The 13,449-nt window shown below is 74.0% G+C and carries 11 protein-coding genes; 4 read left to right on the forward strand and 7 right to left on the reverse strand.

The annotated features are described in order from the left end of the window. Positions 1 to 157: 157 nt before the first annotated feature. Entirely contained in the window at positions 158 to 1,195 is a 1,038-nt protein-coding gene (locus tag ACFYNL_RS30005; RefSeq protein ID WP_388808578.1) for a DUF2637 domain-containing protein, read from the forward strand. Positions 1,196 to 1,281: 86 nt separating this feature from the next. On the opposite strand, the gene ACFYNL_RS30010 is transcribed toward ACFYNL_RS30005, so the two are convergent. Both ACFYNL_RS30010 and ACFYNL_RS30015 read right to left on the reverse strand, forming a co-directional pair. Then, on the reverse strand, positions 1,282 to 1,734 hold the full coding sequence (locus ACFYNL_RS30010; RefSeq protein ID WP_388808581.1) for an ATP-binding protein: 453 nt from the start codon (positions 1,732 to 1,734) through the stop codon (positions 1,282 to 1,284). Between the two features lie 674 nt (positions 1,735 to 2,408). After that, positions 2,409 to 3,026 carry a hypothetical protein gene (locus tag ACFYNL_RS30015; protein WP_388808584.1) on the reverse strand — a complete coding sequence of 206 codons (618 nt, stop codon included), beginning with the start codon at positions 3,024 to 3,026 and terminating at the stop codon, positions 2,409 to 2,411. Between the two features lie 233 nt (positions 3,027 to 3,259). Here ACFYNL_RS30015 and ACFYNL_RS30020 point away from each other — a divergent pair, with 233 nt between their 5' ends. After that, positions 3,260 to 4,639: a helix-turn-helix domain-containing protein gene (locus ACFYNL_RS30020; protein ID WP_388808587.1), complete on the forward strand. Its 1,380-nt coding sequence runs from the start codon at positions 3,260 to 3,262 to the stop codon at positions 4,637 to 4,639. Between the two features lie 25 nt (positions 4,640 to 4,664). Here ACFYNL_RS30020 and ACFYNL_RS30025 read toward each other — a convergent pair whose 3' ends face one another. Continuing rightward, positions 4,665 to 6,023, reverse strand: coding sequence for a PP2C family serine/threonine-protein phosphatase (locus ACFYNL_RS30025; RefSeq protein ID WP_388808590.1), 1,359 nt, complete (start codon positions 6,021 to 6,023; stop codon positions 4,665 to 4,667). A gap of 564 nt (positions 6,024 to 6,587) precedes the next feature. On the opposite strand from ACFYNL_RS30025, the gene ACFYNL_RS30030 reads away from it, so the two are divergent. Both ACFYNL_RS30030 and ACFYNL_RS30035 read left to right on the forward strand, forming a co-directional pair. Then, entirely contained in the window at positions 6,588 to 7,577 is a 990-nt protein-coding gene (locus ACFYNL_RS30030; protein ID WP_388808593.1) for a helix-turn-helix domain-containing protein, read from the forward strand. Positions 7,578 to 7,654: 77 nt separating this feature from the next. Continuing rightward, entirely contained in the window at positions 7,655 to 8,137 is a 483-nt protein-coding gene (locus tag ACFYNL_RS30035; protein ID WP_388808596.1) for a DUF456 domain-containing protein, read from the forward strand. A gap of 4 nt (positions 8,138 to 8,141) precedes the next feature. Here the strand turns inward: ACFYNL_RS30035 and ACFYNL_RS30040 are convergent, their stop codons facing one another. The 4 genes from ACFYNL_RS30040 to ACFYNL_RS30055 form a co-directional block, all read right to left on the reverse strand. Continuing rightward, positions 8,142 to 8,654 (reverse strand): methylated-DNA--[protein]-cysteine S-methyltransferase, encoded by a 513-nt coding sequence (locus ACFYNL_RS30040; RefSeq protein ID WP_388808598.1) that lies wholly within the window; start codon positions 8,652 to 8,654, stop codon positions 8,142 to 8,144. After that, positions 8,654 to 10,192 (reverse strand): DNA-3-methyladenine glycosylase 2 family protein, encoded by a 1,539-nt coding sequence (locus ACFYNL_RS30045; protein WP_388808599.1) that lies wholly within the window; start codon positions 10,190 to 10,192, stop codon positions 8,654 to 8,656. The genes ACFYNL_RS30040 and ACFYNL_RS30045 overlap by 1 nt, the downstream gene beginning before the upstream one ends. Before the next feature lie 309 nt (positions 10,193 to 10,501). Further along, positions 10,502 to 11,593, reverse strand: coding sequence for a ribosome small subunit-dependent GTPase A (rsgA, locus tag ACFYNL_RS30050; RefSeq protein ID WP_388808601.1), 1,092 nt, complete (start codon positions 11,591 to 11,593; stop codon positions 10,502 to 10,504). Between the two features lie 231 nt (positions 11,594 to 11,824). Next, positions 11,825 to 13,309 (reverse strand): cellulose binding domain-containing protein, encoded by a 1,485-nt coding sequence (locus ACFYNL_RS30055; protein WP_388808603.1) that lies wholly within the window; start codon positions 13,307 to 13,309, stop codon positions 11,825 to 11,827. Positions 13,310 to 13,449: the final 140 nt, after the last annotated feature.

The raw sequence follows: 13,449 nt of genomic DNA on the forward strand, positions 1-13,449 counted from the left end.
CAACTCCCGCCCCTCAAGCGGCAGTTCGAGCAGATCGTCGCCCTGGGCATCCCCTTGCACCTCCTTGGCGGCCTCTTGCCCCGAAACCCCCTGAGGGCCGTCGGGATTGGGCCACTATGGCGGGCGTTACGCCCTATCCCAATGCAAGGGACCCCAGATGAGATTGACCGACATATCGCTGAACTGGCTGCTTCCGGGCGCCGTCCTGCTCCTGGGCCTGCTGGCGGCGATAGCGGTGCTGCGGCGCGGGAAGGCCTCGGGGAAGGACACGAGCGCGGACGACTCGTGGGAGCGCAGCGAGGAGCGCCGCAGGCGCAAGGAGGCCATATACGGCACCGTCTCCTACGTCCTGCTGTTCTGCTGTGCGGCGGTCGCCGCGGCACTCTCCTTCCACGGTCTGGTCGGCTTCGGCGAGCAGAACCTCGGCCTGTCGGGCGGCTGGCAGTACCTGGTGCCGTTCGGCCTCGACGGCGCGGCGATGTTCTGCTCCGTCCTCGCCGTCCGCGAGGCCAGCCACGGTGACGCGGCGCTCGGTTCCCGGATACTCGTGTGGACCTTCGCCTTCGCCGCGGCCTGGTTCAACTGGGTGCACGCGCCGAGGGGCATCGGCCACGACGGCGCCCCTCACTTCTTCGCCGGTATGTCCCTGTCCGCGGCCGTGCTGTTCGACCGGGCGCTGAAGCAGACCCGCCGGGCCGCGCTGCGCGAGCAGGGCCTGGTGCCCAGGCCGCTCCCGCAGATCCGGATCGTCCGCTGGCTGCGGGCGCCCCGTGAGACCTACAGGGCCTGGTCGCTGATGCTCCTGGAGGGCGTGCGCAGCCTGGACGAGGCGGTCGACGAGGTGCGTGAGGACAAGCGCCAGAAGGACGAGGCCCGCCTGCGCCGACGCGAGCAGCAGCGCATGGAGCGCGCCCAGTTGAAGGCCATCAGCCGGGGGCACCGGGGTTTCGTCGGCCGGGTCGCCGGCCGCCAGGCCGAGCCGCAGGCGCTGGAACGCGCCGACCGAGTCACCGCGGAGCCTGCCATATCCGCGCCGGAGCAGCTGCCCGTCCGCTCGCGTCCGTCCCTGCAGCCCGTCCGCCCCGGTTCTGATCCGGTGACCGTCGACCTCACCGCGGAGGACGACACCATGGCACTGCCACGGCTCGACTCCCTGGAGCGCAAGCTCAAGGACCTGGAGCAGCAGTTCGGCTGAGACCGAGGACGCCTCTCATCGACGGCAAGGGGCGTGACCCGCAACCCGGGTCGCGCCCCTTCGCGTTGCCGTGGGGAACGCCCTCGTCACGCGGCTCCCGCGTCGAGTTCGAACCACACCGCCTTTCCCACGCCGTGCGCCCGCACCCCCCAGGCGTCCGCGAGGGACTGGACCAGGAACAGGCCTCTGCCGTTCGTACCGTCGTCGGCGATCGGTACGCGCAGTCGGGGCCGGCGGGCCACGAAGTCCCTCACCTCCACCCGGAGTCCGCGGGGTCCGACGGTGGCCGTCAGGACCGCCTCACGGTCGGTGTGCACCAGCGCGTTGGTGACGAGCTCGCTGGTGAGCAGCTCCGCTATGTCCGATCGTCCGGGTCTCCCCCACTGCCCCAACAGCTCGCGCAGCGCCCTGCGCGTCTCCGGTACGGCCCGCAGGTCCGCCCGCCCGAGTCTGCGACTGAGCTGAGGCGTCTGCGCGCGCTCCCCGGCGCTCGCGGCCTCGTCCTCCACCGTCTTGACCGAGGAGGCCCCGACCACCATGGGACCGCCTCCTCGTGCCTGCCTCTTCATGACCCCCGCCCGCGTGCCGATGTCGGTGCCCCTCCAGCTCGAACACGTTCACGGGAACCATTCCCAGTCGAACCGGCGCCAGTCATGCCGGGTCGTCGACGGCCGGGTGTTCGGCCATGGTGGTGGCGGCGCACGCCGGGTGGACGAGAAACGGAACGGCACCCACCGGGCGCTCCGGCGGCGCCGTGCGCCGTGACCGAACCGTGTCGGCCACCGGCGGCGAGCCCGACCGCCGAGCGCGGCGGGGCCGCGGCGGCGGGCGAGGAGTCGGTACGGGTGTTCCTTGAAGAGGCGGCCGACCAGGGCGGTCCGCGCGGCCGGCGGCCGACGTGCCCGACGGCGGTCCGAGCGCGGGGGATCGGCTCGTCCACGGACCCCGCGCTGCCGCGACGGCCGTACCGGACACGGACGGCGGGTGGCCGGGGACCGGTGCCGAGAACGGACCGGGCCACGGCACGGAGGGTGGAGAAACTGGCCGGAACTCGCTTGTCCGGTGGCCCTCGGCCGGTACGGCTCCGGCGCGGATGATCTTGTGGTTGGCGCCGCCTCGACGCTGTTCCGGTGGCACGGTGCTGCGGGGCCGCCCGCCCGACCCCCGTCCGGGAGGGCGGCCCCGCTGGTGCGGTGGTCCGGTGGTGCGCCCGTCAGTAGAGCTTGTTGACGGCGGTGGTGGTCGTCTTCTTGAAGGCCTTCACCGGCGCGTCCGTGAAGTCCCCCATCTGCCCCCACTGCACGACGGTGACGGTGCCGCCGTCCCGGCCGACGGAGACCAGGTGGATGTCCTTCGCCCCCCACGAGGCGCGGGTCGCGAAGCCGTGGACGCGGGCGCCCTCCTCGACCGGCAGGCTGCCGTAGCTCTTGTAGTCGGCCTCGATGTCCGCAGCGGCGTCCATGCGCGCGACACAGCGCCGGACCTCCTTGTCCAGGCGGGTGGCGAGGGCCTTGGCCTTGGCGTTGTCGCCGACGACGACGTTGAGCTGCTCGGCACCGGTTTCGAGCTCGGTACGGAAGGTGCGGTAGCGGGAGTCGTAGGCGAGCAACGCCTCGCCGAAGCAGTACTGCATCTCCTCCGGGACGCCGTCGGTGACCTTGTCGGCGACCCAGCCGGAGGAGGGGTGCGGCGGCAGTTCGGACGCCGACAGGAACTTCGGTGCCGGCGCCTTCGTCGCGGCACCGGCGGGCGCGGCGGCGAGTGCGGTGCCGGCGGCGAGGCCCGCGACGACGAGTGCGGTGAGCGCGCCGGCTCGGGTGTGCTTGGGCATGGGTGTCCCCCGTGGATGACATGAGTACGTGAACGGTTCGATGTCGCGACACCGACGCCGGGTGGTCCGTCCGGCCTGGTCGGTGCGACACCAAGAGCATCGGACGTCTCGGTGGCACCGCGCAACGGCCACCGCCCGATCCACCACCGTGGAACCATCCCAGCCTTTCTGACGTGCAGATATATGGAGTGCCTGGGATGCCGTCCCGGGACGGGGAGGACACGGGAGAACCAGTGTCGGCATTACAGGACGACGAAGTGCGTCAGTTCGCGGCGTTGCTCACGCGCCTGAAGGAGCGCACGGATCGCAGCTACGGTCAGCTGGCCCGCCGCCTGCACATGAACACCTCCACCCTGCACCGCTATTGCGCAGGTGACGCGGTCCCCCTCGACTTCGCGCCCGTGGAACGCTTCGCCGCCCTGTGCGGGGCGACACCGCAGGAGCGACTGGAGCTGCACCGGCTGTGGATCGGCGCGGTGGCGGCACGTCGGCGGGCACGGACGGCCACGCCCGACGACCCGGCTCGCGAAACCCCCGAGCCCGACACGGCGCCGCCCCCCGCGAAGGATCCGGTCACGGCGGACGACGCCCCCGCGAAGGATCCGGTCACGGCGGACGAGGCCCCCGCGACGGCGGCCGGCTCACCGGCGTCCCCGCTCGTCGAGCCGGCCCCTGCCGCATCCGACCGCCGCCCCTGGTTCCGCCGTCGGCGTCTGCTGGTCTCCGCCGCCGTGGTGACCACGCTCCTGGCCACGCTGGGCGCCCTGTCCGCCCTGCCGGACGACCGTCCCCGGGCGAGCGACTCCGTCGAGGGCGCCGGTCCCTCCCGTACGACGAAGGCGGGCGCTCCCCGGCCGACGTCGACGAGGTCCCCGAGCCCCACGCCCAGCACGCGGTCCCCGTCGCCGACCCCCTCGAAGAAGTCCTCGGCCGAGCCGAGCGGGCCGGCCGGCGGCCCCACGAAGAAGCCCGGCGGGAAGCCGCCCGCCACCGGCGTCCCTCTCACCTGGAGCACCGACTCGCACGTCTGGCAGGCCGGCTGCGGCCACGACTACGTCATCGCCAAGCCTCCGCGGCAGGTGCCGCCGCCCCCGGCCCCGCAGCACGCCGAGACCTGGGCGGCGACGCAGAACGCGGTGCACGGCGGGCAGACGATGGTGAAGATCACCGTGCAGGGGCGCTCATCGACGGCCGTCGTCCTGGAGGCCCTGCGGGTGCGCGTCGTCGGCCGCTCGACACCCTCGCAGGGCGCCGCCGCGTACGCCATGGACCACGGCTGCGGCGGAGCGTTGACGCCCCGTTACTTCGACGTCGACCTGGACAAGGACCGGCCCATCGCCCGCCCCGCCGACGGCAACGACACGGGCACCCCGATCCCGGCGATGAGGCTGCCGTACCGCGTGTCCGCCGAGGACCCGGAGGTGCTGCTGGTCGACGCGCGCACGAAGTCCTGCGACTGCGACTGGTACCTGGAGCTGGACTGGTCCTCGCAGGGCCGCACCGGCACGGTCCGCATCGACGACCGCGGCCGTCCGTTCCGTACGACGAGCATCGAGGGCAGGACGAGCTACGCGTTCGACACCTCGACCCGCGGCTGGGTGCCGTACTCCTGAGCCTGCCGTACGACCGCGAGCGCTCTCACGCCTCCCAGACCGCGGCGGCCGTGCGGTCGTCGGCGTACCCCTTGACCCGGACCTGTGCGTCGGCGAGGAACGCGGCGAGACCGGGTGGTTCGGGCGCCGCCCACCGCCCGCTGAGGTAGGCGGCCAGGTCGGGCTCGCCGCGCAGGGGGTCGGCGAGGCCGCCGGTGCACATCAGCAGCGTGTCCCCCGGGCGGGCCACCGAGGCGCGGAAGCGGAAGGGCTCGCGGGGCGGCTCGGGCGCGGGATCGTAGGGGCTCGGCGGTGTGGTGATGCCGAGGTCCATGGTGAGGCGGTCACCGTCGGGGGTCTCGGCGGGAGGCGCGGCGACAGCGCCGCCGGCCTCGGTGACACGGGGCTCGATGTCCTGCCACTCCCCGTCCCGCAGCCGGAAGAGCCCGCCGGTGCCGACGCCGAAGAAGACGCGGGTACGGCACTCGGGGTCGGCGGGCAGCAGCAGGCAGCGCAGCGTGGCCGCGTACTCCTCCGGTTCGATGCCCTGCTCGGCGGCGCTGGCGCGGAGTTTGCCGAGGCTGCGGTCGGTGAGGCGGTGCAGCCCGGACTTGAGGTCGCAGCGCCGTGCGGCCCTGATGTCCTCCGCGAGCCTCGGGTGGCTGCGGCCGACGGCCCGGCCGATCCAGTGACAGGCCTCGGCCGCCGCGCGATGGGCGTTCGGGGTGGCGCGGGCGCCGGTGGCCATCGCCACGAGGACCAGGGCGTGGTCGCCGGTGCCGAAGCGGGCCGTGAGAAGGGAGTCGCGGCGGGGTTCACCGCGGTAGCGGGCGGAGTCGCCGCGCAGGGAGACGGCGCGCAGGGTGCAGGCGCCGTAGTGGGCGCCGTCGAGGACGGTGTCGGCGACCAGGTCGTCGAGGTCGTCGGGGTCCGCGGGAGGCAGGGCGGTGGGTTCGGCGGCGTAGGTGGGCGGGCCGCTTCCCACGTAGTCCAGGGGCGCCGGGGGCGAGGCGGGAAGGTCCTCCCGGGGGGCGGGGCGCGCGGAAGGGGGTGGGGGCGGGGGCGCGGACCGGCGTGGGTCCTCACTCCCCGAGTCGGTGCGTTCCCGGGGTGGGTGGGGGCCGTCCTCCTGCGGTGCCTTCACCGTGAAGCCCGGTGGCTTCGGCAGGCCCGCCGGGAAGGCCGACGCCGGCGAGGGCCGCTCCTCGGCGTCCGGGGCGCCGCGCTGCGGTGGCACCGCGGTGCCCTTCCCCGGCACCCCGTTCACCGTCCCCGCCGCCGAGGCGAACCGGTCGTCCAGTGAGTCCGGCGCCGCCGTCGGACCCGTGTCCTCGGTGGCGTCGCCGTACAGCTGCCCCCACCAGTCGTCCTCGTGACCGGTGGGCCTTCCCCCCTGCTGGCTCATCCTCCGATTCTCCACCGCACGGGCCGGATGAAAACGGGGCATCCGGAAAATCCGACCCTGTACGCGGGGTCGAAAACGGCGGGTCGGGTGAGGTGGTGAACAGCCGTACGAAACACGCGGCACAGGTCGCCGGGCGGTCCCACCCCCCACGGGAGAACCGCCCGGCGACTGTCGGGTGACCCGGGCCCCGATCCCCTTCGCGCGCGTCGGCGCACGTCGTGGACCCGGGTCACGTCCTGGGTGACCGACCGTCCGCGCCCTGCGGCAGCGTGTACCGCGGGACGGCGCAGGTATGCCTCGCGCGTGGCCGTCGTCGTCCCGGGCGGTGCGCGGTGGCGCTCTCCCCGGGCCCGCCCTCTTCCCGTGCCGCCGTCCGCCCTCCGACGCCGAAGCGCAGGCCAGGACAGGTCAAGTCGGGCAAAGAGGGCGGCAGTTGATACTGCGGTGGCGACACCTTGGCACAGTGACGGGTGATACGGCGATGATGTGCCGAGGCGGTTTTGCGCCGTGGCCGTTTTCCGCCATGGGCCGAACGCCGGTGTTGCTGGGGAAGGGCGCAGCCTGATGCTGTCAGTGATCGGTCTCGACGAGACACACGAGTCGGCCTACCGGGCGCTGGTGTCCGTGGGCGCCGCCGACGTACCCGATCTGGCGCGACGGCTGACGCTCGGCGAGTACGACACCGAGCGCGCCCTGCGCCGCCTGGAACGGCACGGCCTCGCCGCCCAGTCCTCCGCCCGGCCCGGCCGCTGGGTCGCCGCACCCCCCGGGGTTGCGCTGGGCGCGCTGCTCACCCAACGGCGCCACGAGCTGGAGAAGGCGGAGCTGGCGGCCGCGACGCTCGCCGAGGAGTACCGGGCGGCGGCCGCCGAACCCGCGGTGCACGACCTGGTGGAGGTGGTGGTCGGCGCGACCGCGGTGGCACAGCGGTTCCTGCAGCTCCAGCTCGGCGCGGGCAAGGAGGTGTGCGCCCTGGTCACCGGCAACCCGGTCGCCGTCACCGGCATGGAGAACGACGCCGAGGCGCAGGCCGCCGGCCGCGGCGTCCGCTACCGGGTGGTCCTGGAGCGCTCGGTCCTCGACCAGCCGCACGGCCTCACCGAGCTGTCCGCCGCCCTCGGCCGCGAGGAGGAGGTCCGGGTGATGGACCGGGTGCCCACCAAGCTGGTGATCGCCGACCGGACGCAGGCCCTGGTGCCGCTCACCTCGCACACCGCGGAGCCCGCCGCGCTGGTCGTCCATGCGAGCGGCCTGCTGGAGCTGCTGTGCGGGCTCTTCGAGTCGGTGTGGCGGGAGGCACTGCCGGTACGCCTCGGAGCGGCCGGCATCACCGAGGAGGAGCCGGACGGGCCCGACGACACCGACCTGGAGGTGCTGTCCCTGCTGCTGGCCGGCCTGACCGACGCCAGCGTCGCCAAGCACCTGGACCTGGGCCTGCGGACCGTGCAGCGCCGGGTGAAGCGGCTCATGGAGCTGACCGGGGTGACGACCCGGCTGCAGCTCGGATGGCACGCGTACGAGCGGGGGTGGGTGGCGCGGGAACGGCGGGGATGACGGGGCCGCGTTCCGTGCCGCACCCACGGTGACAAGGCTGATCTGCGGGTTCTCCTGAGCTCCGGCAGTCTGGTCAGATGGGAGTGTCGGACCTCGTGCTGGTCGGCCTGGTCCTCCTGCTCGGCCTGTGCGGAGTGCTGATCCCCGGGGTGCCGGGGTCGTGGCTGGTGTGGGCCGCGGTCATGTGGTGGGCCCTGCAGGACCCCCAGCCGGTCGCGTGGTGGGTGCTCGTGGGGGCGACCGTCGTGCTCTTCCTCTCCCAGGTGGTCCGCTGGGCGTTGCCTCCTCGCCGACTGCGCCCGAGCTGGGCGAGCCCTCGTCAAGCCGTGTACGCCGGAGCGGGGTCCCTGCTGGGCTTCCTCCTGATCCCCGTGCTCGGCGCGATCCCCGGCTTCATGGCCGGCCTCTACGTCGAGGCACGCCTTCGGCTCGGCCGCCACGGAGAGGCGATGGCCGCGCTGCGGACGGCGATGCGGTCGGGTGGGTCGAGCGTCCTGACGGAGCTGTACACCTGCCTGCTGATCGCGGGGGCCTGGGTCGGGGCGGTGATCTGGGGGTGACCCCTCAGGGGAGCGCGCCTTCGAGCGAGAGCAGCCGTACCTTGCGCTCGATGCCACCCGCGTACCCGGTCAGTGAACCGTCCGCGCCGATGACCCGGTGGCAGGGGCGGACGATCAGGAGCGGATTGGCGCCGATCGCGCCGCCGACGGCCCGTACCGCGGCCCGGGAGGCGCCGATCCGCGCGGCGATCTCGCCGTACGTCGTGGTGGCCCCGTGGGGAACGGCGTCCACGGCGGCCCAGACCCGCTCCCGGAACCCGGTGCCGTGGGTGGTCGTCTCCAACCGGAACTCCTTCAGTTCACCGGCGAAGTAGGCGGCGAGCTGTTCCTCGGCCGCGCGGAAGAGCGCGGGGTCGCGCCGCCAGCCGTCCTGGACGGTACGGCCACCCTTCTGACCGGGCACGGACAGGGACGCCAGGGCGCCGGTGGCGGGGTCGGCGGTGAGCAGGAGCGGGCCGACCAGGCTGTCGAGCTCGGTCCAGCGGGTCACTCCCGCCATGGTGGTCGAGGTGGTCATCAGTACTCCAACTCCCCTGCTGCGCGCAGGTGCTGTGCGGCGTAGGAGCGCCAGGGGCGCCAGCTGTCGGGGACGTCGACGCCGGGCGGGGCGACGTCCGGGTCACCGAGGGCACGGGTGCGGATACGGGCGACGGTCCGATCGTCCAGTCCGGGCACGCCGAGCAGCGCGGCCGGCGCCTCGGCCCGGTCGGCACCCGGGTCCAGTCGTACGACACCGTCGGCGAGGGCGGCGGCGAGCGCGCCCAGCGGCCCGTCGGGCTCGGCCTCGGCGAGGACGGCCGGTTCGGGGAACAGATGGGTGAGGCTGCCGCAGGGCGCGTCGAGCGCCTTGCCGTACCGCCGCACCAGCCGCTCGGCCTCCGCCGGCCCCACCAGTGCCCGTACCGCCAGTTCGTCCGGGTCGGCGGCGCCGGGCGAGCGCAGCCCCGGCCGGGCGGCGACCATCGGCCCGAGCCCGGGATCGGCGGCGAGCCGCTCGTCGACGGCGTACGGGTCGGCGTCCAGGTCGAACAGCCTGCGCAGCCGGTGGACGGCGGTGGTCAGATCACGGGGGTCGGTCAGGTGAAGCCGGACGTCGAGCCAGCCGCCGACGCGGGCCGGGGCGCCGGGTGCTGTCGGACCTGGGCCCGCGCCCGGTGCCGGGGAACGGCGATGCACTCCGGCTGCCGACGGACCACCACCCCGGTCGGCGAACCGCTCCGCCGAACCGTCGGGAGCGACGGCCGGGGCCGTGGACCGGTGCCTGCCCGTACCGCCGAGTCGCTCCTGCACCGCCACGATGCCGGTGCCGTGCGGCAGCCGGAGGGTACGGCGGTAGGTACGGCGCCCGACCGGCCCGGTGAGGTCCTCGATGCCGGGTACGGTCTCCCGCGCCAGCAGATCGAAGACGGCACCGACCTGGTACGGGCCCCGGTACGCCAGGCGCAGCGGTATCCCGGCCGACGGTGTGCCCGCGTGCCGGGCGCCGCGGCCGCCCCCGGGCGCGGCGGCCCGCAGCCCGCTCGGCGTCGAGGCGTACACCTGCCTGACGGTGTCGTTGAACTGCCGCACGCTGGCGAACCCCGAGGCGAACGCGATCTCGGTGATCGGCAGCTCGGTCGTCTGCAGCAGCACACGCGCGGTGTGCGCCCGCTGCGCCCGGGCCAGCGCGACCGGCCCGGCCCCGAGCTCGGCGGTGAGCTGCCGCTGGACCTGCCGCGCGCTGTACCCCAGCCGCGCGGCGAGCCCGGCGACGCCCTCCCGGTCGACGATCCCGTCACCGATCAGCCGCATGGCCCGCCCCACCACGTCGGCCCGCACGTTCCACTCGGCGGACCCCGGCGCGGCGTCCGGCCGGCACCGCCGGCAGGCCCGGAAACCCGAGCCCTGCGCGGCGGCGGCCGTCGCGAAGAACCGTACGTTGCGCCGCTTCGGCGTGACCGCCGGGCAGCTGGGGCGGCAGTAGATCCCGGTCGTCTCGACGGCGAAGAAGAACGCGCCGTCGAACCGGGCGTCACGGCTGCGCACCGCTTCGTACCTGGTGTCCTCGTCCCTCACGACGTCCAGTCTCCGCCCTGCCGGGAAGCGGGGCTGGCGGAAATCGGACAGGGCGCTCCGCGCGCCGTGGTGCTGCGCGGGACCAGTGCGTGCCGGGCGTCGCGGGGCAGGCGGGACTCTGGGGACACGGCCTCAGGTCGTGTCCGCAAGTCCCGTCGTCCGCCCGGAGGGCGGGCCCCGCGGCGTCCGGTGCGTGCTCCGGGTGCGCCGGGCGCAGTCCCTCGTACTGGATGTACTCGGGGCTTCGCCCGGTGCGGCGAGCGTGCGTGCCAGGCGTCGCGGGGCGGGCGGGATTTTACGGACACGGCCTCAGCGCCAGCCGCGCCGCTTCGCCTCCATGGCCGCCCTCCCCTCGGCGCCCTTGCGCTTCCAGTCCTTGCGGATCTCGGCCCGGACGCGCGCGTCGGTCTTGGCCACGATCCACTGGTTCTCGCGCATCAGCTTGCGGTAGCTCTCCAGTCGGCGCAGCGCAAGCGCGCCCGAGTCGATCGCGGCCAGTACGGCGCACCCGGGTTCGCTGTCGTGCGCGCAGTCGTGGAACCGGCACTGCCGACCCAGTTCCTCGATCTCGGCGAAGACCTGCCCGACCCCGGTCCCGGCGTCCCAGAGCCCGACGCCCCGCAGCCCGGGTGTGTCGATCAGGACCCCGCCGCCCGGCAGGGCGAGGAGGTTGCGCGTGGTGGTCGTGTGCCGGCCCTTGCCGTCGACGTCACGCGCGGCCTGGACCTCCATGGCGTCCTCGCCGAGCAGCGCGTTGGCGAGCGTCGACTTGCCCGCGCCGGACTGGCCGAGCAGCACGGACGTACCGCCGCCCACGATGGCGGTGAGGACGTCCAGCCCCTCGCCCCGCGTCGCGCTGACCGTCAGCACGGGCACGCCGGGGGCCGTGGTCTCCACGTCCTGGACCAGGTGCGACAGGGTCACCGCGTCCGGCACCAGGTCCGCCTTGGTGAGCACCACGACCGGCTGCGCGCCCGACTCCCAGGCCAGCGCGAGGAACCGCTCGATGCGCCCGAGGTCGAGCTCGACGGCGAGGGACACGGCCACGATGGCGTGGTCGACGTTGGCCGCGAGGATCTGCCCCTCGGACCGCTTGGAGGAGGTGGAACGGACGAAGGCGGTACGGCGCGGCAGATACGCGCGGACGTACTGCGGGTTCCCCGCGGGCTCGACGGCGACCCAGTCACCGGTGCACACGACCCGCAGCGGATCGTGCGGGGTGACGAAGGCCGTGTCGGCCCGTACGACACCGTCGGCGGTGACGACGTCGCACTGCCCGCGGTCGACCCGCACGACCCGTCCGGGCAACAGCCCTTCGGCGTCGTACGGGATGAACGCGTCGGCCCAGGCGGAGTCCCAGCCGTAGGGAGCCAACGCGGAGAAAACAGAGGTGGAAGTCAACGGGTGACCCTTCACGAGGGTGGCCCCGGCAGCCGCGTACGAGGGACGCGGAGAGATCAGGTGGGATCAGCCGGCGGCCATGGAGGTGGACGTGATGAACTGGATGCGGGCAGCGCTCATCGCAAAGACAGCCATCGGTCAACACCTCCTCATGCGGGTCTGCTCGGCAGCGGCGGCCCTGGGCCACCGCTCGGAACTGCCGTCACTCTATCCGGGCCCCTCGAAGGCCCGTCAACCGGTTTTGGCGCAGTCGTGGCCGTTCAGCGCGAAGTCGTATCCCGCCGCGTTCTCCCCGTCCCTGGAGGCGAGGAAGCCGAAGGAGAGGGTGCCGTTCGCGGCGACCTTCCTGTTGTAGTCGGCGGCGGTGGCGGTGACGCGGGAGCCGCTCTGGGCGAAGCGCGCGTCCCACATCTGGCCGACCTCCTGGCCGTTGCGGAAGGACCAGGCGACGCGCCAGTCGTCGAGGGCCCGTTCGGTGGTGACGGTGACGGTGGCCTGGAAGCCGTCGGGCCATTCGTTGACGAGTTCGTACGCGACACTGCACAGGGGCGGTGCGCTCGTCGACGGCTCCGGGTCGTCCTCGCCGGCCGTGGCCGACGAGGTGCCCTGCGGGCCGGGGCCGGGGCTCTTCGGTTCGGGCGAGTGGTCGTCGGACGGAGCGCTCCGGGACGGCTCCGGGGAGTCCTCGGAGGGGCGGGGGGCATCGGCGACCGGCAGGGAGAAGCCGGGGTCGGCGACCGGCTGGCGGTCGGACGGATCGCCGCCGGCGGTGGCACCGTCGACGCTGGTGCCGCCCGGCATCATCGACACGGCGAGGGCCAGCAGGGAGACGAGGACGGCGGCCACGAGGAGGCCGCTGCGCACGACGCGCGCCTTCTGCGCGCCGGGCTCGTCCGGGTCGGTGTCGGTGTCGGGGCGGCCGGGGCCGAGGCGCACGTCGGCGGCTCGGCGGCGCCGCTCCAGGTAGGCGAGCCCGCCCCAGCCCATCACGCCCCCGGCCAGAGCCGCGGGCAGCCCGCCGCCGTGCAGCCGCAGACAGGCGGCGGCCTCGGCGCACTGCACGCAGGTGGCGAGGTGGCGGGAGAGGTCGTCGGGGGTGTCGGCGGCGGTCGAGCGGGTGACGGCGTCGAGGAGCCGGGCGTAGCTGCGGCACCCCGCGTCCATCGGCGTGTCGAGATGGTTGCGCTGGCAGCGGTCCCTGAACAGGCCCCGTACCTGGGCGAGTTCCTCGGACAGGGTGGCCGGGTCGAGACCGAGCCGCCGGGCCACCACGGCCGGTGGCAGCGCCTCCACCTCCGCCAGCCACAGCAGCGCGGCGTCCGGTTCCTGCAGGTCGCGCAGTCCGCGCAGCGCGAGCGGGCGCTGCAGCGGGGGGCCGGTGTAGCGGGCCGCCTTGTCGGAGTTGAGCCACAGGCGCAGGTCGGGGTCGAGCTTGTGGCCCTGACCGCTCTCCTCCCAGCCGGCCGCGGTGGTGCGTACGGCGGTCAGCAGCAGGGGGATGCGGGGCAGCCGGGCCGGGCGGCGGCCGGCGCTCCTGAGGGGCCCGGCCTCGGTCTCGCGTGCCTCGCGTATACCGGCGGAGAACGCCTCCCTGGCGAGCTGCCCGGCGGCGGCGGAGCCGGCCGTGCACAGGTCGGCGTACGACAGCACGGCGTCCCAGCACTCGGAGAACAGCGCGGCCTCGGTGGTGTCCTGGGGGGTCGGCAGGTCGGGCATGGGTCTCCTGCATCCACATGCGAGGTCAACTCGCCATATTGGCAGTGGAGTTGGGGGGAACCTCGCGGCAGGACAGGAGCCTTTCACGTATTCGACACAACTGACAAGCGCTGTGTTCACATGTCAGGACAGGCGGCCGC

It is taken from the genome of Streptomyces sp. NPDC007808 (assembly GCF_042868655.1).
In the GTDB taxonomy this organism is placed as follows: Bacteria; Actinomycetota; Actinomycetes; order Streptomycetales; family Streptomycetaceae; genus Streptomyces.

Bases quoted from the DNA above. Each gene is read 5' to 3' on its own strand.
- ACFYNL_RS30015 (WP_388808584.1), bottom strand. From the start codon at position 3,026: ATGCCCAAGCACACCCGAGCCGGCGCGCTCACCGCACTCGTCGTCGCG.
- ACFYNL_RS30030 (WP_388808593.1), top strand. From the start codon at position 6,588: ATGCTGTCAGTGATCGGTCTCGACGAGACACACGAGTCGGCCTACCGG.
- ACFYNL_RS30025 (WP_388808590.1), bottom strand. From the start codon at position 6,023: ATGAGCCAGCAGGGGGGAAGGCCCACCGGTCACGAGGACGACTGGTGG.
- ACFYNL_RS30010 (WP_388808581.1), bottom strand. From the start codon at position 1,734: ATGGTGGTCGGGGCCTCCTCGGTCAAGACGGTGGAGGACGAGGCCGCG.
- ACFYNL_RS30005 (WP_388808578.1), top strand. From the start codon at position 158: ATGAGATTGACCGACATATCGCTGAACTGGCTGCTTCCGGGCGCCGTC.
- ACFYNL_RS30035 (WP_388808596.1), top strand. From the start codon at position 7,655: ATGGGAGTGTCGGACCTCGTGCTGGTCGGCCTGGTCCTCCTGCTCGGC.
- ACFYNL_RS30040 (WP_388808598.1), bottom strand. From the start codon at position 8,654: ATGACCACCTCGACCACCATGGCGGGAGTGACCCGCTGGACCGAGCTC.
- ACFYNL_RS30055 (WP_388808603.1), bottom strand. From the start codon at position 13,309: ATGCCCGACCTGCCGACCCCCCAGGACACCACCGAGGCCGCGCTGTTC.